We start from the raw sequence: 21,193 nt of genomic DNA on the forward strand, positions 1-21,193 counted from the left end.
GAGTCAGTACCGCCGGTCGGTCACCCGACCTGTGGCGGCCTCATAGGTGACATAGCCGTGCTGGAAGTTCGACCGCCTGCCGCCGGTGACGGCGAACTCGCCGCTGGTCGGATAGCCGAGGTAGGACTGTTCCCGGCCAAGCGCGTTCCACCGCGTGCGGATCGCGCCGACGACCTCCCACGCCCCCGTGCTCGCCGACCAGTAGACGGCGCCGTACTGGAAGTTCTCGTACGTTCCCTTGCCGTCGCCGGTGCGTAGTTCGTTGGAGATCGGGAAGCCCAGCCCGGACGCGCCACCAAGGGCGTTCCAGCGGTTCAGGATGGCGCCGAAGATCTCGTGCGCCCCGCCGGCCGGCGTGTAGTAGATCGACCCCGACTGGAAGTGGTTGAACCGTCCGCTCGCCGCGCCGCCCTCGTCGGTCGTCGGGTACCGCAGCACCGAGCCCTCCGCGCCCATTTGCCGGTAGCGGGTGTGGATGGCGCCGACGACGAAGTGCGCGCCGGTCTGCGGGTGGTAGTAGATGCCCTGGTTGCGGCTCAACAGGTTGAACCGTCCGGTGCCGTCGCTGCCCGCGGTCTCGTCGGTGGTCGGCAGGCCCAGTGCCAGGTGCCCGCCGAGCGCGAGGTACTTGTTGAGGATCGCGCCGTGCAGCGCGTGCGCCTCGGTCGCCGGCGACCAGTACAGCCGGCCGTTGGCGTACTGGCGCCAGCGCACGGTCGGGTCGCCCTGCTCGACATCGGTCGGCGCGCCGAGCGCGGTGCGTAGCGCGGCGTCACCGGCGTAGCGGCGGTCGATCGGGGTCAGGTAGTCGACGGTGAGCACCTGGTCGGCGTCGGGCAGGGTCAGCTCGCGCACCCGGGAGGTGTCGCCGTCGGCCCAGCGGTCGAAGGTCGCGACGCCGTCCAGCGCCCGCTCCGGCGCGATGACCGTGAGCGGCGTGCCGACGGTGAACAACCCCGACGAGGTCTCCTCGTCACCGATGGTGAACCCGGCGGCGACGCTGGACTGGATGGTGACCCGACGCTGCTTGGGGCGCACGGTGAACGTCTCGGTCGCGGTGGCGCCCCGGGAGTCGGTGGCGATCGCGGTGACCTCGATCCGGCTGTCGCCGGGGTGGCCATCGAAGGTCAGCCGGTAGTCCGGGCCCTGTTGTTGCTCGCCGGGGTGCAGGTGGCAGTCGGCGACCGCGGCGCAGTGCACGACCACCGTCGACCAGCTCACCTCGACCGCGCCGTCCTCGGGGTCGGTCGCCGACGCCGACGCGGCCACCACGTCGCCGACGGCGAAGGTCCGTGCCGGGTCGGGGGCGCGCAGGGTCAGCGCGGGCGCGTGGTTGCCGGGGAAGACCGTCGCGGTCGCGGTCCCGGTGGCGCCGGCGGCGTCCCGCGCGGTGAGCGTGACCCCGAAGCTGTCCTGGCCGGCCGGGTAGGTGTGGGTCACGGTGACGCCGGTGCCGGTCTGCCCGTCGCCGAAGTCCCAGGCGTAGGTCGGCTCGTCGCCGTTGGGGTCGGTGGACCCGCTCGCGTCGAACGTGACCGTCCTGGTCGTCGCGTCCACAGTGGACTTGATGACCGCGGCCGGCGGGGCGTTGCCCGGCGAGTAGACGATCCGGCGCAGCGTGGCCGAGGAGATGTCGGCGTAGATGAGGTCGCCGCCGGTTGGCACGCTGGCGAACTTCACCGGGGCGCCGAGGTCGGTGCCGAACCCGCCGTTCTCCGGCTGGGTGGTGACCTCGCCGCGCTCGTTATAGCCAAGCGACCAGATGATCCGGTCGGTGTAGTCGCCGAAGAAGTACCGGCCGCGGTAGTCCTGCGGGTAGCTGGTGCCGGTGTAGACCACGCCGCCGGTGACACTGCTGCCGCCGACGTGCGGGTAGGTGTGGAGCGGGCTGGTGGTCGCGACGCCGGCGCACTCCGGCAGGTCGCGGAAGCCGGGCGTGCGGGTCAGGCCCTCCCAGCACGGCCAGCCGTAGTTGTTGCCCCGCGCGACGATGTCGATCTCCTCGATCCGCCCGTTGCCGACGTCGCCGAGGATCGGCCGGCCGGTGCCCGGCTCGAGGCTGAACCGGAACGGGCTGCGAAACCCGCTGGCGTAGACCAGCGACCGCGCGGCGCGCGGCGCGGCCGGGTCGAAGTACGGGTTGGTCGCCACCCCGGAGCCGTCCAGGTTGACCCGCAGCAGCTTGCCGTGCGGGTCGTTCACGTCCAGCGCGCGCAGGGCGAGCCGGTCGGTGATGCGGTAGTCGGAGTTGTCGCCGACCGAGACCCACAGCGTGCCGTCGGCCGAGGCGACCAGGCCGGAGATGCCGTGCACGTGGCTGTCGGCGGACATCTGGACCAGCACGCGCTCGTCGGCCAGGCCGCTCGGCGTGCCGTCCGCGCCCACGGTGACGGTCCAGGCGCTCACCCGGAACACCCCGTTGGCGCCGGTGCCGGTGCCGGTCGCGGAGACCGCGCGGGCGGTGAACACCGTGCGCGAGGTGGCGTAGTCCGGCGCGACCGCGAGGCCGTTGAGCCCGAGGTCGCCAGCACCGTTGGTGGGCAGCGTGGCGAGCTGGCGGGGCGTGCCGGTGCGCGGCACCCACATGACCTTGCCGTACTTGCCGGTGACCAGGATGCTCTCGTCCGGCAGGTAGGCGAAGTCGGTGAGCATGTCGCCGGGGTCGCCGCCGTTGGGCGGGCGCAGGCCGGTCGCGAGGTCGCGCAGCACGAAGTCGGGTCGCAACACCGGCGCGGCGGCCGCCGGTGGCGCCGGCAGCGTCACCGCGAGCGTGGCGATCACCGCCAGGACCAGGGTGAGCGCCGCTCGCCGTCGGGTAACCACCATCGCCGAGCCCCCACCGAAGATCCGAAGTAACCGCGCTCTGTAGCGCCGTCAGAGCTTAATCGCTTGATCGAGTCGGCATGTTTCACACGATCAGGACCACCCAGCGCGCAAATCACTGCTCACAGCTGAGCTTCAGCGGTCAATGCAACCTTTTCAGGTAGTTGCGGGTGTTAACGCATCGACGGCCTCGAGTCCCGCACGGTGCGGATGATCGAGCCGCCTCCTGGGGGAGACATCGATGCACTTGGTGGACGCGGTTCCGATCGCGCTCGTCGCGCTGGCCTGGTTGTTCGGCCCCGGCCTCGCGCTGGGCTACCTCATCGGCCTGCGTGGCGTGGCCGCGTTGGCGATGGCGCCGGTGATCGGGATCGCGCTGATCGCGACGACCGCTGTCGGCGCCGAGGTCGTCGGCGTCGACTGGTCGGTGACCGTCGTGCTCGCGGTGTGCGCCGCGACCGTGCTGGTGGTCGGCGGCGCGGCCTACCTGTTGCGCCGGCACGCGTTCTTCGCCGGCGACGCCGACCCGCGCGGGCTGACGCTGGCCGCGGCGGCGGGCATGGTCCCGGTCGCCCTGCTCGGCATGCTGACCGTCGTGGCGGCCATGGGCAGCCCGGACGCGCTCTCGCAGCGCTTCGACACCCCGTTCCACTACAACGCGCTCGCCTACATCCGGGACAGCGACCACGCCTCGTCGCTGACGATGGGCTCGCTCGGCAACCCGGACCTGCCGGCGACGTTCTACCCGGCCGCGTGGCACGACCTCGGGTCGCTGGTGATGCGCACGACCGGCGCCGACATCCCGGTGGCGGCGAACATGCTGGTCGCGGTGATCGCGGTGGCGGTCTGGCCACTGTCCTGCCTGCTGCTGGTGCGCCAACTGTTCGGCCGCCACCGGGCGGCGCTCGCGATCGCCGGCGTACTGAGCATCGGGTTCCCCGCCTTTCCCTGGGACCTGATGGGCTGGGGCGTCCTGTGGCCGAACCTGCTTGGCCTGGCCTTCGCACCGGCCGTGCTCGCCGTGGTCGTCTCGCTGACCGGCTTCGCCACCGACGACGCGATCGGGCGGCCGCGCGCCTGGCCGCTGCTGGTCGTGGCGGTCGGCGCGGCGGCGCTGGCCCACCCGAACGTGCTGTTCTCGTTGCTCGTGCTGTCGGTGTTCTTCGTGGCCGCGGCCCTGGTTCGGCGCACCGTGCGGCTGCGGGTGGCTGGCCGGACCTCGCGCGGTGTCACGGAGATCGGCGTGTTCCTGGCCCTGCTGCTCGGGCTCTGGTGGTTGGCGGCCACCGCGCCGGCACTCGCCGTGGCCCGCGGCTGGGGCTGGCAGGCGTTCGAGACCCCGGCGAACGCCGTCGGCGAGGTGCTGCTCAACGCCACCAACCGACACGGCGCGCTGCTGGTGCTGTCGGCGGTCGTGCTGGTCGGCGGCCTCGCGGCGCACCGCAGGTACCCGGTACTACGGCCGATCGTGCTCGGTCACCTGGCGACCGCGTTCCTGTACCTGGTCGCCGCCGGGATCGCCCGGCCGGACACCCAGAAGTTCACCGGCTACTGGTACAACGACTCGCACCGGCTGGCCGCCATGCTGCCGATCACCGGCGTCCCGCTGGCCGTCGCCGGCATCCTGGTGCTCGCCGCGAAGGTGGCCGAGAAGCTCGCCACGCTGCCGACGTCGCGGATCCGGCTCGCCACCTCCGCCACCGCCGCCACGGTCGGGCTCACCATGGTCCTGGTCGGCGCCACCGGCATGCTCTACGCCGACGGCCGCACCGGCCGGGTGTCGGTGACCTACCCGCGCACAGCCGAAGCCCAGTTGGTGACCGACGAGATGCGGGCCTTCTACGACCGGGTCGCCGAGCACGTCCCGCCGGACTCGGTGGTCGCCGGCAACCCGTTCGACGGCAGCGTGCTGCTGTGGGCGCTGGCCGACCGGGAGGTGTTGTACCCACATTTCCTGACCGCCCTCAGCGAGCAGCAGGCCTACCTCGCCGCGAACATCGATCAGGTGGCCACCGATCCCCTGGTGTGTGCGGCGGCCGCCGACCTCGGCGTCGAGTACCTGCTGATCGGCAAGCCGACGGGCCGGCCGGACGAACGCGTGTACGTGGGTATCGCCGCGGTCGCCGAATCACCGCGCGTACCGGGGCTCGAACTGGTGGACTCCGCTGGCCAGAGCAGGCTTTACCGGCTCGCCGCGTGCGCGGGGGGAAACGCGGAACTGGGCCTACGCCGTACCGCCTCGCCGGTGCCCAACTGACCTCATAGAATCCGGCCGAGATCCGCGCGTTATCTCGGGACGCGGCAGATGGGATTAGAGGTCATTCCTTCGATGAACTGGTTGGACGCCGTCCCGATCGCGCTGGTCACCGCCGCCTGGCTGCTCCTGCCGGGGGTCGCCATCAGCTACCTGCTCGGGCTGCGTGGCGTGGCCGCCTGGGGACTCGCCCCCATCACGAGCATCGCGCTCATCGCCGCGACGGCGGTGGTCACCGAGCAGCTCGGCATCGACTGGTCGGTGTGGGTCGTGCTCGTGGCCTGCGCGATCGCGATCGTGATCGTCGGGCTCGGGGCGTTCCTGTTGCGCCGCCGGGCGTTCCTGGCCGCCGACCCCGACCCGCGAAGCCTGTCGCTGACCGCGCTCGCCGGCTGGGTACCCGGGCTGGTGCTCGGCGCGATCACCATCGCCCAGGCGGTCGGCGCGCCCGACGCGCTGTCCCAGACCTATGACGCGCTGTTCCACTACAACGCGCTGGCCTACATCCAGGACAGCCACCAGGCGTCCTCGCTGACGCTGAGCACGCTGGGCAACCCCGAGGTCGCGCCGGTCTTCTACCCGGCGGCCTGGCACGACGTCGGGTCGCTGCTGATGATGTCGACCGGCACCAGCATCCCGGCGGCGGCCAACCTGGTGACCTTCGTCGGCGCGGTGCTCGTCTGGCCGCTGGCCTGCCTGCTGCTGGTGCGCCAGCTCTTCGGCCGCAACCGGGCCGCGCTGGCCATCACCGGCGTGGTGAGCATCGGGTTCACCGCGTTCCCGTGGGACCTGCTCGGCTTCGGGGTGCTGTGGCCCAACCTGCTCGGCATGTCCTTCGCGCCGGCGGCGCTGGCCATCGTGTTCACCCTGACCCGCTGGACCAAGGACGACGCGATCGGTGTCGGCCGTGCCTGGATCATGTTCGTGATCGCGCTGGTCGGCGCCGGTTTCGCGCACCCGAATGTGGTGTTCTCGGTGGGGGTGCTCGCGCTGTTCCCGATCGGCGCGCGGGTGTTCGTGCGCGCCTGGGGCCTGCATCGCGACGGGCGGACCGCGCGCGGCGCGGTCGAGGCCCTGCTGTTGGTCGTCGTGGCGGGTGCGGCCTGGTACTGGGCGGCGACCACGCCGGCGTTCCAGGCGACCCGCCAGGTGTACTGGCCGCCGTTCGAGACCCCGGCCAACGCCGTCGGCGAGGTCGCGTTGAACGCGACCCACGCCAAGGAAGCCCTGTGGCTGCTCTCGGCGGTGGTGATCGTCGGGTTCTTCGCCGCCCGCCGGCACGCCAACCTGCGACTGATCGTGGCCGGTCACCTGGCGACGACGTTCCTGTACGTGCTCACCGCGGCCATCAACCGGCCGGACACCAGGAAGTTCACCGGCTACTGGTACAACGACTCGCACCGGCTGGCCGCGATGATCCCGATCACCGCGGTCCCGCTCGCGGTCGGCGGCATCCTCCTGCTGACCGCGAAGGTGCTCTCGGCCACCTCGGCGAAGGCCGACTGGCGTGGCCGGATCGGCGCCGTCCCGGCCGCCGGCATCGCCGTGGTGCTGACCCTGGCGCTGGTGGCCGCCACCGGCGGTCTGTACCCGCAGGACCGGTACACGCGGGTGGTGGCCGGCTACGCTCCCCGGCCGGCCGGGGTGCTGACCACCCCGGACATGCGCGAGTTCTTCGAACAGATCAAGGACGAGATCCCCGAGGACGCCCTGGTGGCCGGCAACCCGTTCAACGGGAGCGCGATGCTGTGGGCGCTGGCCGACCGGGAGGTGCTGTTCCCGCACTTCCGCGGCGAGCACAGCCCGGAGCAGACCTACCTGGCCAACAACATGGACGACGCGGCCACCGACCCGAGGGTCTGCCAGGCGGCCACCGACCTCGGCGTGGACTACCTGCTGATCGGCGAGGCGGAGTTCCGCCCGAGCGACCGCAAGTGGGTCTACTACGACGGGGTCGACGACCCGGCGTCCCTCCAGGGCTTCGAGCTGGTCGCCGAGCACGGCGGCAACAAGCTGTACCGGCTGACCGCCTGCGGCGCGAACTCGGGCGAGGCCGGCTGAGCCTCAGCTGCGCCCGGAGCCGAACACGTGCCGGGTCAGCTGGCCGATCCCGGCGCGTTGGCGCACCGCCTGCGGGAGCATGGTGAGCGCGAACAGCCGGGAGGACAGGTGCCGGCGGGCCACCCTGGCCGCCCTCGGCCAGCCGTGGGCGACCATCCGGTCGGCGGTGTCCACGAAGAAGTCCCCGGCCTCGGTGAACCGGGAGCCGTCGAAGGCGGCGGCGGAGGACTCGCTGGCGCCGTGGCGGCGGTACTCGAAGGCCACCGTCTCGTCGACCACCAGCTTCGCGCCCCGGACCACCAGGTCGACCAGCAGCGCGAGGTCCTGGATCACCCGCAGTTCCTCCCGGAACCGGAGCCCGGTGAGCAGCTTGGTCCGCCAGACCAGCGACGGGAAGTACAGCCAGTCGCCGCGCAGCAGGCTCACCGCGAGGTCCTCGCCGGACATCTCCAGGCGACCCTCGACCTTCGGCGCGTACAGCCGGCGTTTGGCCTCGTCGACCAGGGTCTTGGTCGGCCGGCCGTCGCCGCCGATGACCCGCACGCCCGGCTGGATCAGGCCGGCGTCGGGGTGGTCGGCGCTGACGGCGAGCACGCTGCCGACGTAGTTGGGCAGCAGGCGGTCATCGCACCCCATCAGCGTGCACAGCTCGTGCTCGACGAGATCGAGGCAGCGGTTGAAGTTGCCGGTGATGCCGAGGTTGCGCGGGTTGCGCAGGTAGCGGACCCGGTCGTCGTCGAGGGTGGCGAACCACTCGGCCACCTCGGGGTCGTCGCCGTCGTCGACGACGGTGAGCCGCCAGCGGGGGTCGTCCTGGTCGAGCACGCTGCCGACGGCCTCGCGCAGCAGCGAGACCTCGCCGTAGAACGGGACCATGATGTCCAGCGTGGTCATTCGGTCACTTTCTCCCGCTTCAGCTCGGCCACGTCGAGTTGGAGGATCGCGAGGTCCTCGGCGAGCTTGCGGGTCTCGTTCTCCAGCCGGGAGACCTCCCAGGACAGGTGCAGCGCGACGCCCACGAGGAAGATGATGGCCAGGAAGAACATCAGGTTGCTGGGGATCGCCACCCCGAGCGCGAGGGCGAGCGACCCGAGCAGGGCGGGGAAGATCGAGAAGATCAGCAGCACGACCCCGACCAGCAGCCAGAGCACCGAGTACTTCTCGCCGAGTTGGCGGCGGCGCAGCAACTCCACGATGCCGGCGAAGATGAGGATCGTGGCCACCAGCCCGACCACGTAGGTGGTGTTATCCACGGGAGCTGCCCTCCTTGACCGGCGCGTCGGCCGATTCCGGCTCGTCCTGCTGGGGAATCTCCCACCGGCGGATCAGCGCGAGCAGCAGCGCGAAGCCGGCGCGGAAGAGGTAGATCATCGACTTGATCGGCCGGTGGGACGGGTTGCCGCCGCGGCGGGGACGCATCCGCGCCGGGATCTGCGTCACCGTGCATCCGGCACGCATCGCAATCACCAATGACTCGATCGTGTCACCGAGGTACTCGACGGGGTAATGCTCGGCGAACACCGGCAACGCCCGCCCGCCGGTCGCCCGGAAGCCGGAGGTGGCGTCGGTGAGCTTGGTCTTGGCGATCATGGACAGGATCTTCGACAGCACCACCATGGCCCACTTGCGGGGGCCGCGGACCCGGTACTCGTCGTCGCGGTCGGAGAAGCGGGCGCCGATGACCACGTCGGCCTCGTCGAGCTTGGCCAGCAGCGCCGGCACCTCGGCCGGGTTGTGCTGCCCGTCGGCGTCGACCTGGACGACGGCGGTGAAGTCGTGGCGTACCGCGTAGCGGAAGCCGGCCCGCATGGCGCCGCCGACGCCGAGGTTGAACGGCAGTTCGAGGACGAGCGCACCCGCCTGCCTGGCGACCTTGGCGGTGTGGTCGGTCGAGCCGTCACTCACCACCAGCACCTGCAGGTGCGGGTTGGCGGCGTGGATCTCGCGGACGGTCTCACCCACTGTCCGCTGCTCGTTCCAGGCTGGCACCACGATGAGCGCGCGCGCGACAGGCGCCTTGCTTGACACGGCTACCAAGACTAGCCGGCAGTGGTCCCCGCCGGCGCTCCGGTCGGCGCCGGCTGGTCACCCAGCGCACGCGAGAGCGTGACCAGCATGATGACCACGACCATGGCGGCACCCACGAGCTGCGCGATCACCCCGGCACGGATCGGGTCACCCGGTAGCGCGAGCAGCCCGACGAGGACCACCGCGCTGACCAACCAGGCGCCGGTGACCGACCGGTGGCGGCCGAGCGCGATCAGCCCGGGCTGGAGCACCTGGCCGATCATCAACCCGATGGTGCTCAGCCCCAACAACCCGACGACCGCCGCCGGCAGCCGGACCTCGGCGCCGAAGACCACCTGCACCGCCCACGGCCCGACGAGGAAGGAGGCGAGGACGCCGGGCACCCCGATGGCGCCGACCGCGAGCAGGATCTTGCGCAGCGTGGCACGCACGTCGCCGTACTCGCCGCGGGTGGCCGCCCTGGTCAGCGAGGGCAGCAACATCGCCTGCACCGGCGCGAACAGGAACAGCGGGATCCGCGCCAGCACGAACGCGGAGCCGAAGGCCGCGGCGGTCGCGGCCTGGTCGCCGAGGCGGGGCGTGATCACGATCGGCGCCACGTTCATCACCACGAGCATGAGCACGGTGCCGCCGACGAGGAAGGAGAAGCCACGCGCCATCTCCCGGCCGGTCCCGGGCAGCGGCTCGGCCGCGACCACGTCGGCCGCCGGTTGTGCCGGCCGCCGCAGCCACAGCAGCCCGGCGATGGCACCGAACCCGGACCCGGCGGCGAAGAAGAGCGCGTACCCGACCGCGTCCGGAATGCCGGAGAGCGCGATCACGACGCACGGCAGGATCCGGGCGATGCCCTCGCCACCCAGCGTGGCCGCGTAGCCGGTGAACCGCTGGGTCCCGCCAAGCACCCCCCGGACGAGGTAGACCGCGGCCGAGGTCGCCACGCTGAGCAACACGGCGGCGATGAGTCCCCACTGGCCGGCGAGGGTCTTGTCGGTGATCGGCCCGGAGACCGCGAGCAGGACGACGAGCACGGCGGCCAGCAGCCCGGCGGCGAGCTTCCAGGCGTGCTGGACGACGGTCCCGAGCCCTCGGCCGGCGGCGAGCCCGGCCGAGACCGAGCGGCTGGTCTCCTGCTCCAGCGCGGAGAAGAGCCCGGGGCCGATGATGTTGACCATCAGGTAGAAGTTGGTGATCGCGGCGAACTCCGCCGCTGGCAGCGTGTGCCCGGCGAGGGAGACGAACCCGAAGCCGGCGATGCCGACGAGTGCGAGCCCCCCGCCCATGTAGAGCGCCGGACCGAATCGCTGTTGCAGGCTGGCCACGCGCCAACGGTAGAGAACGCGGTAGATCGGCCCTTCGGCGGAGTCAGTGCGGCAGCTTCAGTGCGGCAGCGTCAGTGCGGCGGCGTCAGCTGGCGGGCCATCGTCGCGAACTCGGTCTCCGGGTCCCGGCCGGCGAGGAGTTGGTCGAGGTTGCCGGTGCGGCGCAGGGTGGCGAACCCGTGCGCGATCGACCAGACGGCCAGCAGGCCGTGGTCGGCGTCGCGGGCCATCGCCGGCGATGGCCGCGCGCAGCAGGTCGCCGGTGCGGGTCCTGGCGGCGGCCAGGGTGGGGTCGTCGGGATGGCACAGCTCTGGCCGGAACATGACCTCGAAGTGGGAGGGATACTCGAGGCGCTCGGCCGGCTGGCCCAGCTGGCGATGCCGGTGACGATGGCCGTGGTCGGGACGGGAATGCTGCCGATGAGCAGCACGCTGGGGCTCGGTCGGCAGTAGCCTCACTGACCGTGCGACACGTGGCGGTGGTGGGCGGCGGGATTCTCGGGCTCGCGGTGGCCAGGGAGCTGACGGCTCGAGGCGACCGGGTGACCGTGCTGGAGAAGGAAGACCGGTGGGCCGCGCACCAGACCGGCCACAACTCGAATGTCGTGCACGCCGGGCTGTACTACGAGCCAGGCTCGTTCAAGGCACGGATGTCGGTCGCCGGCAACCGGTCCATTGTGGACTATGCGCGGGCGCACGGCGTGCCGGTGTCGGTGTGCGGCAAGTTGGTGGTCGCGACCAGCGCGGCCGAGGTGCCCGACCTGCGGACCCTGGCGGCACGCGCGGAGGCCAACGGCGTGCCGGCCAAGCTGATCCAGCCCGAGGAGGCGCACCGCTACGAGCCCGAGGTGGCGTGCGTGGCGGCGTTGCGGGTGGAGTCGACCGCGATCATCGACTTCCCGGCGGTGTGCGCCGCGATGGTCGGTGAGCTGGCGGTGCGCGCGGCGGAGTTGCGCCTGAACACCCCGGTGCTCGCGATCCGCCGCGGCCGTGGCGGTGGCGTGGAGCTGGCGACCGGTACCGATGTCGTGCGCGCGGACGCGTTGGTGAACTGCGCCGGTCTGCACAGTGACCGGGTGGCGCGGCTGGCCGGCGTGGTGCCCAAGGCCAGGATCGTGCCTTTCCGCGGTGAGTACTTCACGTTGCGGCCCGAAGTGGCGCACCTGGTACGCGGCCTGATCTACCCGGTACCGGATCCGACACTGCCGTTCCTCGGCGTGCACCTGACGAGGATGCTGGACGGCTCGGTGCATGCCGGGCCCAACGCGGTGCTGGCGCTGCGCCGCGAGGGCTACCGGTGGCGGGACGTGTCGGTGCGCGACGTGGCGGAGTCGGCCCGTTTTCCCGGTCTGTGGCGCCTCGCGCGCAGGTATCCGCGGACCGCCGCCGACGAGGTGCTGCGGTCGCTGTCCCGTCGACGGTTCGCCGAGAGCCTGGCCAGGCTGGTGCCGGCGGTGGGCCGCGAGGACCTGGTGCGCGCACATGCCGGTGTCCGCGCCCAGGCCCTGATGCCCGACGGCGGGCTGGTCAACGACTTCCTGATCGAGACCGCGCCGAACCAGGTGCACGTGCTCAACGCCCCGTCCCCGGCGGCGACCAGCGCACTGGAGATCGCCCGGCACGTGGCCGACCAGGTCGGCTAGCTCCCACCGCGCAGCACGTCGCCACCGCGCAGCACGTCGCCGTCGCGGTGTGCGCTCCGCGACGGCAGGGCCAGCGCCCCAGCGATCAGCAGTGCGCCGATCACCCCGGCGACGGTGAGCCGTTCGCCATGGAAGGCGACCGCGAGCACGGTCGCGGTCAACGGTTCCAGCATCGTGGCCAACGCCGCCGCCGTCGCGGTCACCTGCCGCAGCCCGAGGAGGTAGGCACCGTAGGCGACCGCGGTAGGCACGATCCCGAGATAGGCAATCAGCCAGAACACCTCCCCGGTCACCGCCGGCGCCATCCCGTACCCCGCGGCGAACGGCGTCAACAGCACACCACCCAGCAGCAGCCCACCCGAGATGACCGCCCCCTGCCCCGGCACCGGACGCGCACTGACCAGCGTCAACGTCGCGAACCCAGCCCCGGCCAGCAGCGACGTGAACACACCGACCGCCGTCCGCCACCCATCAGCGCCCCCGCCCGGCGCCCCCGACAGCAACACGAGCCCACCAACCGACGCGACGATGGCCGCGATGGTGCGCGGCGCCGGGAGCCGCCGTTCCCGCACGGCGGTGAACCCGGCGACAAACACCGGCACGCACCCGATCGTGATGAGGGTGGCCAAACTGACCGAGATCCGTTCGACGGCTACCTGGTAGGCCGCCTGGAACTCGGCCAACAGGAGGCCGGTGGCCGCCAGCCGCCGCGCGGCGACCCGGCCACGCAGGTGCCGAAGCTGCCCCAGCCCCGCCGCGACGATGGTCGCGACCAGCCCGCCGACCAGCAGCCGATAGGCCGCGACCGGAACAGGGTGCAGGTCACCGGCGGTTTGCAGCAGATCGCCGGCGAGTCCGCCGGTCCCCCAGAGGATGCCGGCGACTGCCAGCAGGAGCGCGGACGAGCGCGCGGGATTGTTGGACAGGATGGTCAAGGTGAACGCTCCCAGGCGTCGGAGGAATGTGCTGTCCTCGTCCGCGGGGCGTTCGCCCGAGCAGCGTCAAGTAGGCGTGGCCACCAGCCACGCCGTCAGCGACACCCCGCTCAGGAGCGGGGTGGTGGGGTTATCGGGAAGGTCCGATGCACGCCCGGCAGGCTACGACGCACACCTCGTCCACCCCAACCGATTTGTGGGTCACCCTGGGGTGAGCACGTCGCGGCCGAGGAACGGTTGTAGCGCGGTCGGCACCCGGACCGAGCCGTCGGCCTGCTGGTGGTTCTCCAGGATCGCGACGATCCAGCGGGTGGTGGCCAACGTGCCGTTGAGGGTGGCGGCGACCTGCGGGCGGTTGTCCTCGTCGCGATAGCGCACGGACAGACGCCTGGCCTGGAAGGTGGTGCAGTTGGAGGTCGAGGTGAGTTCGCGGTACCGCCGTTGGCTCGGAACCCACGCCTCGCAGTCGAACTTGCGGGCCGCGCTTGTCCCGAGGTCACCACCGGCGACGTCGATCACCCGGTACGGCACCTCGATCTTCGCGAGCATCTCCTCCTCCCAGGCAAGCAGCCGGGCATGCTCGGCCTCGGCGTCCTGCGGCTTGCAGTAGACGAACATCTCGACCTTGTCGAACTGGTGCACGCGGATGATCCCGCGAGTGTCCTTGCCATAGGACCCGGCCTCACGGCGGAAGCAGGACGACCACCCGGCGTACCGGCGCGGTCCGGCCGACAGGTCGAGGATCTCGCCCGCGTGATACCCGGCGAGCGGTACCTCCGAGGTGCCGACCAGGTACAGGTCGTCCTCGGCGAGCCGGTAGACCTCGCTGGAGTGCGCGCCGAGGAAACCGGTGCCGGCCATGATCTCCGGACGGACCAGGACCGGCGGGATCACCAGGGTGAAGCCGTTCGCGGTGGCCTGGGCGGCGGCCAGGTTGAGCAGGCCCAGCTGCAACTGGGCGCCGATGCCGGTCAGGAAGTAGAACCGGGCACCGGACACCTTCGCCCCGCGTTCGGTGTCCAGCGCACCGAGCCGCACGCCGAGGTCGAGATGGTCGGCTGGGTCGAAGTCGAACGTGGGCGGGGTACCAACCTCCTTGAGCAACACGTAGTCGTCCTCGCCACCGGCAGGCGCGTCCGGATGAATCAGGTTGGGCACGAGCGAGTGCCGCTCGGCCAGCTCGGCCTCCGCCGCGGTCTGTTCGGCCTCGGCGGCCCGGACCGCCGCGGCCAGTTCCTTACCCCGGGCGAGCAGTTGATCACGCTCCTCGCCCCTGGCGCGCCCGACCTGTTTGCCGAGTTGCTTCTGCTCCGCCCGAAGACCGTCCGCCTTGGCTACGGACGTCCGGCGCCGCTCGTCCGCGGAACGCAGCGCGTCGACCAGCCCTTCGTCTTCACCACGGGCGCGCTGAGATGCGCGAACCGCCTCCGGATCATCACGCAGTGTCCTCAGGTCGATCATCACGGGAGCGTATCCGGGAACCGGTTTGTGCCGACAATGTGATTCGGCGCCTGCGCACACCACCAACGCTGGCATTATGGACGCCGTCATGGGCAGCAAGACGGGACGAGGCAAATCGATGGGCTCTCGGGGGAGCACCATGCGTACCCGCTTGGTCATGGCCGGTGCGTTTATCGGCGCGTTGGCCGTGCTCAGCGGGAGCATGCTGTTCTCTTGGCCGGTGTCGGTCGAAGGCAAGGCGGACACAACCGCGCAGGAGGCAGCCGAGGCGTTCGACTCGCCGAGCGGCACATGTCTGGACTGGCCGCACGACAAGCCACAGAACATGCGTCGAGTGGCGTGCGACAAGGACCACACCTTCGAGGTGACCAGCAACGTCGAGATCGGCGGCGAGTACGGCAGCAAGACCAAGCCGCCGGCTGAGCAGGAGTGGCAGCAGATCGTCACCGAGCGATGCACCGCCGAGGCGACGAAGTACCTGGGTGGCACTCTCGACCCGTTCGGCAGGTACACGGCAGGCGCGCTGAAGCCCAGCGCCGAGCAGTGGAGCAACGGCGACCGGCGACTGCGCTGCGGCATCCAACGCGTCACCCCATCCGGCGAACGACTCCTGCCAACGACCGGCGCCGCCGCCGAACAGGACCAGTCGAACGTGCATGAGGCAGGTACCTGCTTCGCACTGATCGAAGGCCAGGTCGGCGACCCAGTCCCCTGCGAGAACGCCCACGCCTACGAGGTGGTGGGCGAGGTCGACCTGAGTACCGCGTTCGACCCCAAGACATACCCGAGCGAAGCGGCTCAACGCGAGAAGCTCGTTGACCTCTGCCCGCCCGTGGCCAACAAGTACACCGGCAACGCCAACCTGCAGGCGAGCAAGCTGTCTCTCTACTCGGACACGCTGAAGCAGGAGAGCTGGACCGCGGGCTCACATCTGGTGAACTGCAAGGTCGGCGCCCGTGAGGCCAACGGGCAACTGCGCCCGGTCCGCGGCAGCGTCCAGGCAGCTCCGCTGCCCTCGTCCACCGCGCCACCGCCCTCGAGCCCTGGCCGGTGACCCGGTGCGCGTGGAGATGGGCCGCCAGCGGTTCGAGGAACTGGTCGGCGACGCGCTGGACCTGATCCCCAAGGAGTTCGCCGCCGCGATGGACAACGTCGTGGTGCTGGTGGAGGACCGGGACCTGGAGCAACCGTCGCTGCTCGGCCTCTATCACGGGGTCGCGCTCACGGAACGGACCTCGAACTACGGCGGCGTGCTGCCGGACCGGATCACCATCTACCGCGAGGCGATCCTCGACATCTGCGAGAACGAGGAGGACGTGGTGGAGGAGGTCGCCATCACGGTCGTCCACGAAATCGCCCATCACTTCGGGATCGATGACGCGCGGCTGCACGAGCTCGGCTGGGGCTGAGGCGTTCATACTGCAACATTGACACTGTCATCAAAAACTGTCAAGATGCCAGCATGAACGACGAGCTGTGGACCCTCGAGCAGCTCCCGGACCGCGTGGCCGACCTACTGTCGGACGGCTACGAAGGCCAGTCCAACGGCCGGGTGCGGGAGTTGCCCAACGGCCGGACCATCCGGTGGTACACCACCATCGGACTGGTGGACCGGCCGGTGGGCACGCGTGGCCGCAGTGCCCTCTACGGCACTCGCCACCTGCTACAACTAGCCGCCGTGAAGCGGCTGCAGGCGGCTGGCCGGACGCTCGCCGAGATCCAGGAACAACTCCTCGGCGCCACCAACGAACGGCTGGCCGACCTCGCCAAGGTACCGCGGATGGACGTGGCCTGGTCCCCCCAGCAGGTCCGCGTCGACGACTTCTGGCGAGCCACCGCCCACACGAATGACACCCCCCAGGATGACAGTGTCGCCGACAGTGACAGTCAGCCGGGGGCCGAACTCATCCACGCCATCCGTCTGGGTGACAGTGTCACTGTCACGCTGGACGCCGCCACCAGGCCGCCGGACGCCGACGAGCTCGCCGCGATACAGGCCGCCGCGGCACCGCTGCTCGAACTGCTGGACCGCATCGGCCTCGCGCACTCTCCCCGAAAGGAAAACCGATGAACCCGCGCGTCGACCTCATGGACCCGACCGAGGTTCCGTCTCGTCCGGCTGAGGACGACGGCCTTGGCTGCCTCGTGACCGACGAGGGCAACCTGCCGCTCGACTCGATCGATGTCCGGGCGATGGTCACCGGACTCGCCTCGCACATCGAACTCACCCAGGGCTTCCACAACCCGCACCCAACCCCGCTGGAGGCGACCTACATCTTCCCGCTGCCACCGCGCGCCGCGGTCACCGCGCTGCGCATGGAGGCGGACGGCCGGACCGTCGAGGGCGTGCTGAAGGAGCGGGAGCAGGCCAGGGCCGACTACGACCGCGCGGTGACCGACGGCAAGCGCGCCTCGATCGCCGAGGAGGAGCGGCCCGGGGTGTTCACCATGCGGGTGGGCAACATCATGCCGGGTGAGCGAGTCCGGGTGCACGTGACGCTCGCCGGCGCGCTGTCCTATGAGGACGGTGCGGCGACGTTCCGGTTCCCGTTGGTGGTCGCGCCGCGCTTCATCCCCGGTGAGCCGCTTCCCGGCGGTCAGGTCGGCGACGGTGTGGCACCGGACACCGACGCGGTCCCCGACGCGTCCCGGATCAGCCCGCCGGTCCTGCTGCCCGGCTTCCCCAATCCGATCAGGCTGTCCGTCGCGGTCGACGTGGACCCGGCCGGTCTGCCGCTGACGGGTGTCTCGACCAGCCTGCATGCCACGGCGACCACCGAGGACAGTCCGACGGGCCTTCGGGTCCGCCTCGAGCCCGGTGAGCGCGCGGATCGGGATTTCCTGCTCCGCCTCAACTTCGCCGACGAGCCCGCGATCCGCACGTCGCTCGCGATCCGACCCGACGCCACGAACGACGACACGGACGACGACACGAACGACGACACGGACAACGAGGCCGCGGGCGGCACGTTCGCACTGACCGTGCTGCCCCCGGTGCGGTCGGCCCCGCCGCGCCCTCGGGACGTCGTGCTCGTCCTGGACCGCTCGGGATCGATGGGCGGGTGGAAGATGGTCGCCGCCCGCCGGGCGGCAGCGCGCATCGTCGACACGCTGAGTAGCACCGACCGGTTCGCGGTGTTGGCGTTCGACCACATCGTCAGCACGCCACCGACGCTGCCGGAAGGCCTGGTGGCCGCGACTGATCACCACAGGTTCCGGGCGGTCGAGTTTCTGGCCGGCCTGGATGCCAACGGTGGCACCCAGATGCTGGGGCCGTTGACCTCGGCCGCGGGCATGCTGGGTGCCGATACCGACCGCGATCGGGTGCTGGTGTTGGTCACCGACGGTCAGGTGGGCAACGAGGACCAGCTGCTGCGCCAACTGCGGCCCGCGCTGAGCGGCGTCCGCGTCCACACGATCGGCATCGACCGAGCGGTCAACGAGGCATTCCTGCAGCGTCTAGCCGGATCGAGCGGACGCTACGAACTGGTCGAGTCCGAGGACCGGCTGGACGAGGCGATGCAGCACATTCACCGCAGGATCGCGGCGGCGGTGGTCACCGGGCTGCGCCTGGCGCCGCACGACCTGAAGATCGATGCCGGCTCCCTCGCGCCGGCAGCGCTTCCCGACCTGTTCGAGGGTGCGCCGACGGTGGTCACCGGCCGCTACACCGGGCGGCCGACCGGTGGTCTCACCGTCTCCGGCACCGGCGCCACCGCCGACTCGGGTTCGGGTGTCGGCACCGGCAGCTGGCGCACGACGGTCACCGCCAGCGCGAGCGACAACCCAGGCCTGGCGGCGTTGTGGGCCCGAGCACGGATCCGTGATCTTGAGGACAACTACGTCGTGGGCGGGAGCGACCCGGCCGAGTTGGAGAAGCGCATCGTCAGTACGTCGCTGAGGTACGGGGTCCTGTCCCGGTTCACCGCGTTCGTGGCCATCGATGAACGGGTGGTCAACGAGTCCGGCAGAGTCCATCGCGTCACCCAGCCGGTCGATCTCCCCAGTGGCTGGGAATCCCCAGCGGGCTTCGCCGAATCAGCGCCGGTGGCTGCTCAGGGGATGTCGTACGGGTCGGCGCGTCGGATGGGTGCCGCGCCGGCGAGCGCGCACGGCGTCGACAGGACCATGAGTTTCGGCTCCGGCTTCGCGGGGCTCGGCACCGACGGGTTCACTGCGGAAAGGGCGCCCAACCAGTACGAACGTCCCGCTCCTAAGGCACGATCGCTGGGGCGACGACCCGCTGTCCCACCGGCACCCAGCCCGCCGGCAGGCCCACCCGCGACCGGGCCGAAGGCGTCGGATTCACCTTCATGGCTGGCCGAAACCGCGTCAACTGGCACGTCGCCGGCAGACACGCCGGCTGACGATCCGCAGTTCCCCACCGCGCCTGGTCCGCTCCCGACGTTGGCCGCCTTCGCCATCAAGGAGCGCAACCATCTCATCGACACCAAAGACCTCAATGTCTGGGAACGTGCGGCCCTCCTGGTCGCCCTGTCCGCACGCATCAAGCCGCTGCTGGCCCACTGGCGCGCGACAGGTGAACGCAGTACCGCCGTCGACTCGATGACGATCCTGGCCAACGACATCGCGGACCCGTCCGACAACCCCAACATGGCCGACTCGCTCTGGTTCATGGCGTTGACCACGCTGGAAACGGTGTCCAAGCCGAAACCGCCGCCGCGCAGCTTCTTCTGGAAGCGCTGACCAACCCGTCCAGGAAAACGGCGCGCGCCGGTCCGACCGGATGACCGGCCGGCGCGCGCCGACCCCTCAGCCCTTGACGCAGACCACCTGCTTGAGCTTCGCGACGATCTCCACCAGGTCGGTCTGGTTACCGATCACCTCGTCGATGTCCTTGTACGCACCAGGAATCTCGTCCACGACGCCCGCGTCCTTACGACACTCCACGCCCGCCGTCTGCGCCGCCAGGTCCGCCTCGGTGAACTGCTTGCGGGCCTTGGTCCGCGACATCCGCCGACCGGCGCCATGCGACGCCGACTCGAACGAATCCGGGTTACCAAGCCCGCGCACGATGTACGACCCCGTCCCCATGGAGCCCGGAATGATGCCCAGCTCACCCAAACCCGCTCGGATGGCACCCTTGCGAGTCACCAGAACCTCCTCACCGAAATGAATCTCCTCGGCGACATAGTTGTGGTGGTGAAGAAAATGCGCTGACCTGCCCGGATGCCCAAGATCATGGGGCAGATATGGGGCAGACCGCATGTCAACCACCGCCACCATCGACCCAGCCGAGATCATCTCCGCCGCCGTCCACGAGCTGTACGACGAACTCCGCGCGCTCGTCGACCGGGGCCACTCGCCACGGTCGCGACGCGCAGGCGACGCCGCCCGCGACACGCGCGTAGCCCGTTCTGGCGGCGCCACCTCTCCGGCCTTCTGCGCATCCCGACGGCCGGGCCCCACTCCTAAGAGCACCCCCGGGCCCGTCCGGGTGCCGGGGAGTATCCGTACCCCAGGGAGAACCTCATGCGCACAGCCGTGCGCGCGGCCGCGGCCGCGCTCGCCATCCTGCTCGTCACCATCCTGCTGGCCAGCGGTGAACCCCGCCGCGCCGAGGCGGCCCCGCTCAGCAACTCAACCTGGTGCGCGTACAAGGACAGCCTCGCCCTGCTGGGCGGGTCATCCGGCACTGGCTACCTGACCGCTGGCTACTCCAGCGCCGACGGCACCTACGACCCCACGACCTACGGGTGGTGGAAGCGGGTCGCCGAGCGCGCCGACTCCGCTTGGGGTGCCGAGTCGTACAACTACTCCCGCAACGGCGCCTCGGCGGCCAGCTACCTGCCAGGCGGCCGGTGGCCGAGCACCACCGGCGCCGTCGCCGACATCGGCGCTCATCAGCCAGCCCTGGCCATCATCTCGCTCGGCACCAACGAGTACCTTGCCCAGGTTCAGCCTGGGGTGTTCGAGGCGAACCTTCGCCAGCTGGTCGACGACATCCAGACCATCAGTCCGCGCACCGCGATCCTGCTCGCCGTCCAGTGGACCGCCCGCGTGCCGTCGCCGACCTACTCGTGGGAGCAGTACAAGCAACGAATCCAGGCGGTCGCGGTCTCCGAGATCACCGCCATGGTGGACCTACGCCAGTACCTGCCATCCGCGAGCGACCCGGACTGGGCGAAGTTCTACCACCCCGACAGGATCCACCTGCTCGACCACTCGCACCTCGTGGTCGCCGCGGCGTTCTGGACCTGGCTGTTCTCATGCTGATACGCGAACACGGCTGCGGACGACACCTTCACCGAGGGCGCCCGTCGATGCCGGAGGTTTCCGCCATGCCCAAGATGCTGGCCCTGAGGTTCGCAGCGGGCGCCGTGCTCGTCGTCGCGACGCTCGCGCTGCTGCTGCCGATCACGATCTCCAACGCCACGTACGCCGAGGTCACCTGTGGGGGTGGCCTCTGGGGAACCAGCGACGAGGTGGAGAACGCCGCCCTTGCCGACGAGATGTTTCCCCGGTCCAGCACGGTCGGCGGCCAATCGGCTGCAGAGCAGTGCGCCGAGGAGATCAGCGGCCGCCGCCTCTGGGCGGGCCCGTTGGCCGGCATAGGACTCGTCGGCCTCATCGTGTCGACGCGCAGAAAAGCTGCGCCAGGCACTGCGACCTGACACGGCCGCGCCCCCGGCCGACGAGCCGGGGGCA

The 21,193-nt window shown here is 70.7% G+C and carries 17 protein-coding genes and 1 pseudogene; 9 read left to right on the forward strand and 9 right to left on the reverse strand.

Going from position 1 to position 21,193, the window contains the following annotated elements:
- Nucleotides 1-3 precede the first annotated feature (3 nt).
- Nucleotides 4-2,826, reverse strand: coding sequence for a PQQ-dependent sugar dehydrogenase (locus ACYVIP_RS00940; RefSeq protein WP_460390898.1), 2,823 nt, complete (start codon nucleotides 2,824-2,826; stop codon nucleotides 4-6).
- A gap of 238 nt (nucleotides 2,827-3,064) precedes the next feature.
- Between ACYVIP_RS00940 and ACYVIP_RS00945 the strand changes: the two genes are divergently transcribed.
- Together ACYVIP_RS00945 and ACYVIP_RS00950 are read left to right on the forward strand one after the other, a co-directional pair.
- Nucleotides 3,065-5,080 (forward strand): DUF6541 family protein, encoded by a 2,016-nt coding sequence (locus ACYVIP_RS00945; RefSeq protein WP_460390900.1) that lies wholly within the window; start codon nucleotides 3,065-3,067, stop codon nucleotides 5,078-5,080.
- Nucleotides 5,081-5,152: 72 nt separating this feature from the next.
- Nucleotides 5,153-7,138 carry a DUF6541 family protein gene (locus ACYVIP_RS00950; protein WP_460390902.1) on the forward strand — a complete coding sequence of 662 codons (1,986 nt, stop codon included), beginning with the start codon at nucleotides 5,153-5,155 and terminating at the stop codon, nucleotides 7,136-7,138.
- A gap of 3 nt (nucleotides 7,139-7,141) precedes the next feature.
- Here ACYVIP_RS00950 and ACYVIP_RS00955 read toward each other — a convergent pair whose 3' ends face one another.
- The 5 genes from ACYVIP_RS00955 to ACYVIP_RS00975 all read right to left on the reverse strand — a co-directional run bounded on the left by ACYVIP_RS00955 (nucleotide 7,142) and on the right by ACYVIP_RS00975 (nucleotide 10,715).
- On the reverse strand, nucleotides 7,142-8,032 hold the full coding sequence (locus ACYVIP_RS00955) for a glycosyltransferase family 2 protein (RefSeq protein ID WP_460390904.1): 891 nt from the start codon (nucleotides 8,030-8,032) through the stop codon (nucleotides 7,142-7,144).
- Nucleotides 8,029-8,391 (reverse strand): DUF2304 family protein, encoded by a 363-nt coding sequence (locus ACYVIP_RS00960; RefSeq protein WP_460390906.1) that lies wholly within the window; start codon nucleotides 8,389-8,391, stop codon nucleotides 8,029-8,031. Before ACYVIP_RS00960 ends, ACYVIP_RS00955 begins: the two co-directional genes overlap by 4 nt.
- Nucleotides 8,384-9,175, reverse strand: coding sequence for a glycosyltransferase family 2 protein (locus ACYVIP_RS00965; protein ID WP_460390908.1), 792 nt, complete (start codon nucleotides 9,173-9,175; stop codon nucleotides 8,384-8,386). The genes ACYVIP_RS00960 and ACYVIP_RS00965 overlap by 8 nt, the downstream gene beginning before the upstream one ends.
- Nucleotides 9,176-9,177: 2 nt before the next feature.
- Entirely contained in the window at nucleotides 9,178-10,485 is a 1,308-nt protein-coding gene (locus tag ACYVIP_RS00970; RefSeq protein ID WP_460390910.1) for a lipopolysaccharide biosynthesis protein, read from the reverse strand.
- 71 nt (nucleotides 10,486-10,556) lie between these two features.
- Entirely contained in the window at nucleotides 10,557-10,715 is a 159-nt protein-coding gene (locus tag ACYVIP_RS00975) for a hypothetical protein (protein ID WP_460390912.1), read from the reverse strand.
- Nucleotides 10,716-10,949: 234 nt separating this feature from the next.
- Here ACYVIP_RS00975 and lhgO point away from each other — a divergent pair, with 234 nt between their 5' ends.
- Nucleotides 10,950-12,128, forward strand: a complete 1,179-nt coding sequence (gene lhgO / locus ACYVIP_RS00980) for an L-2-hydroxyglutarate oxidase (RefSeq protein WP_460390914.1) — start codon at nucleotides 10,950-10,952, stop codon at nucleotides 12,126-12,128.
- Here lhgO and ACYVIP_RS00985 read toward each other — a convergent pair.
- Both ACYVIP_RS00985 and serS read right to left on the reverse strand, forming a co-directional pair.
- Nucleotides 12,125-13,063 (reverse strand): DMT family transporter, encoded by a 939-nt coding sequence (locus ACYVIP_RS00985; RefSeq protein ID WP_460390916.1) that lies wholly within the window; start codon nucleotides 13,061-13,063, stop codon nucleotides 12,125-12,127. The two genes, lhgO and ACYVIP_RS00985, sit on opposite strands and share 4 nt — an antisense overlap.
- Nucleotides 13,064-13,264: 201 nt before the next feature.
- On the reverse strand, nucleotides 13,265-14,524 hold the full coding sequence (serS, locus tag ACYVIP_RS00990; protein WP_460390918.1) for a serine--tRNA ligase: 1,260 nt from the start codon (nucleotides 14,522-14,524) through the stop codon (nucleotides 13,265-13,267).
- 76 nt (nucleotides 14,525-14,600) lie between these two features.
- On the opposite strand from serS, the gene ACYVIP_RS00995 reads away from it, so the two are divergent.
- From ACYVIP_RS00995 to ACYVIP_RS01010, 4 genes are read left to right on the forward strand one after another with little or no spacing between them, the layout of a single operon-like run.
- Nucleotides 14,601-15,578, forward strand: a complete 978-nt coding sequence (locus ACYVIP_RS00995; protein WP_460390920.1) for a septum formation family protein — start codon at nucleotides 14,601-14,603, stop codon at nucleotides 15,576-15,578.
- A gap of 4 nt (nucleotides 15,579-15,582) precedes the next feature.
- Entirely contained in the window at nucleotides 15,583-15,933 is a 351-nt protein-coding gene (locus ACYVIP_RS01000) for a metallopeptidase family protein (protein ID WP_460390922.1), read from the forward strand.
- 53 nt (nucleotides 15,934-15,986) lie between these two features.
- Nucleotides 15,987-16,595, forward strand: a complete 609-nt coding sequence (locus ACYVIP_RS01005) for a MerR family transcriptional regulator (RefSeq protein WP_460390924.1) — start codon at nucleotides 15,987-15,989, stop codon at nucleotides 16,593-16,595.
- Nucleotides 16,592-19,231 (forward strand): VIT domain-containing protein, encoded by a 2,640-nt coding sequence (locus tag ACYVIP_RS01010; RefSeq protein WP_460390926.1) that lies wholly within the window; start codon nucleotides 16,592-16,594, stop codon nucleotides 19,229-19,231. The genes ACYVIP_RS01005 and ACYVIP_RS01010 overlap by 4 nt, the downstream gene beginning before the upstream one ends.
- Nucleotides 19,232-19,297: 66 nt before the next feature.
- Here ACYVIP_RS01010 and ACYVIP_RS01015 read toward each other — a convergent pair.
- A pseudogene (locus ACYVIP_RS01015) lies at nucleotides 19,298-19,687 on the reverse strand (RtcB family protein); the annotation flags it as partial.
- A gap of 330 nt (nucleotides 19,688-20,017) precedes the next feature.
- Between ACYVIP_RS01015 and ACYVIP_RS01020 the strand changes: the two are divergent.
- Nucleotides 20,018-20,761, forward strand: coding sequence for an SGNH/GDSL hydrolase family protein (locus tag ACYVIP_RS01020; RefSeq protein WP_460390928.1), 744 nt, complete (start codon nucleotides 20,018-20,020; stop codon nucleotides 20,759-20,761).
- Nucleotides 20,762-20,826: 65 nt separating this feature from the next.
- Nucleotides 20,827-21,159, forward strand: coding sequence for a hypothetical protein (locus ACYVIP_RS01025; RefSeq protein ID WP_460390930.1), 333 nt, complete (start codon nucleotides 20,827-20,829; stop codon nucleotides 21,157-21,159).
- Nucleotides 21,160-21,193 lie beyond the last annotated feature (34 nt).

The sequence above is a fragment of the Actinophytocola sediminis genome (assembly GCF_054779715.1).

Excerpts from the sequence above, each read along its gene's own strand:
- ACYVIP_RS00995 (WP_460390920.1), top strand. The coding sequence starts at position 14,601 with ATGGACGCCGTCATGGGCAGCAAGACGGGACGAGGCAAATCGATGGGC.
- ACYVIP_RS01025 (WP_460390930.1), top strand. The coding sequence starts at position 20,827 with ATGCCCAAGATGCTGGCCCTGAGGTTCGCAGCGGGCGCCGTGCTCGTC.
- ACYVIP_RS00940 (WP_460390898.1), bottom strand. The coding sequence starts at position 2,826 with ATGGTGGTTACCCGACGGCGAGCGGCGCTCACCCTGGTCCTGGCGGTG.
- ACYVIP_RS00950 (WP_460390902.1), top strand. The coding sequence starts at position 5,153 with ATGAACTGGTTGGACGCCGTCCCGATCGCGCTGGTCACCGCCGCCTGG.
- serS (WP_460390918.1), bottom strand. The coding sequence starts at position 14,524 with ATGATCGACCTGAGGACACTGCGTGATGATCCGGAGGCGGTTCGCGCA.
- ACYVIP_RS00945 (WP_460390900.1), top strand. The coding sequence starts at position 3,065 with ATGCACTTGGTGGACGCGGTTCCGATCGCGCTCGTCGCGCTGGCCTGG.
- ACYVIP_RS01010 (WP_460390926.1), top strand. The coding sequence starts at position 16,592 with ATGAACCCGCGCGTCGACCTCATGGACCCGACCGAGGTTCCGTCTCGT.
- ACYVIP_RS00955 (WP_460390904.1), bottom strand. The coding sequence starts at position 8,032 with ATGACCACGCTGGACATCATGGTCCCGTTCTACGGCGAGGTCTCGCTG.
- ACYVIP_RS01020 (WP_460390928.1), top strand. The coding sequence starts at position 20,018 with ATGCGCACAGCCGTGCGCGCGGCCGCGGCCGCGCTCGCCATCCTGCTC.
- ACYVIP_RS01005 (WP_460390924.1), top strand. The coding sequence starts at position 15,987 with ATGAACGACGAGCTGTGGACCCTCGAGCAGCTCCCGGACCGCGTGGCC.
- ACYVIP_RS00975 (WP_460390912.1), bottom strand. The coding sequence starts at position 10,715 with ATGGCCCGCGACGCCGACCACGGCCTGCTGGCCGTCTGGTCGATCGCG.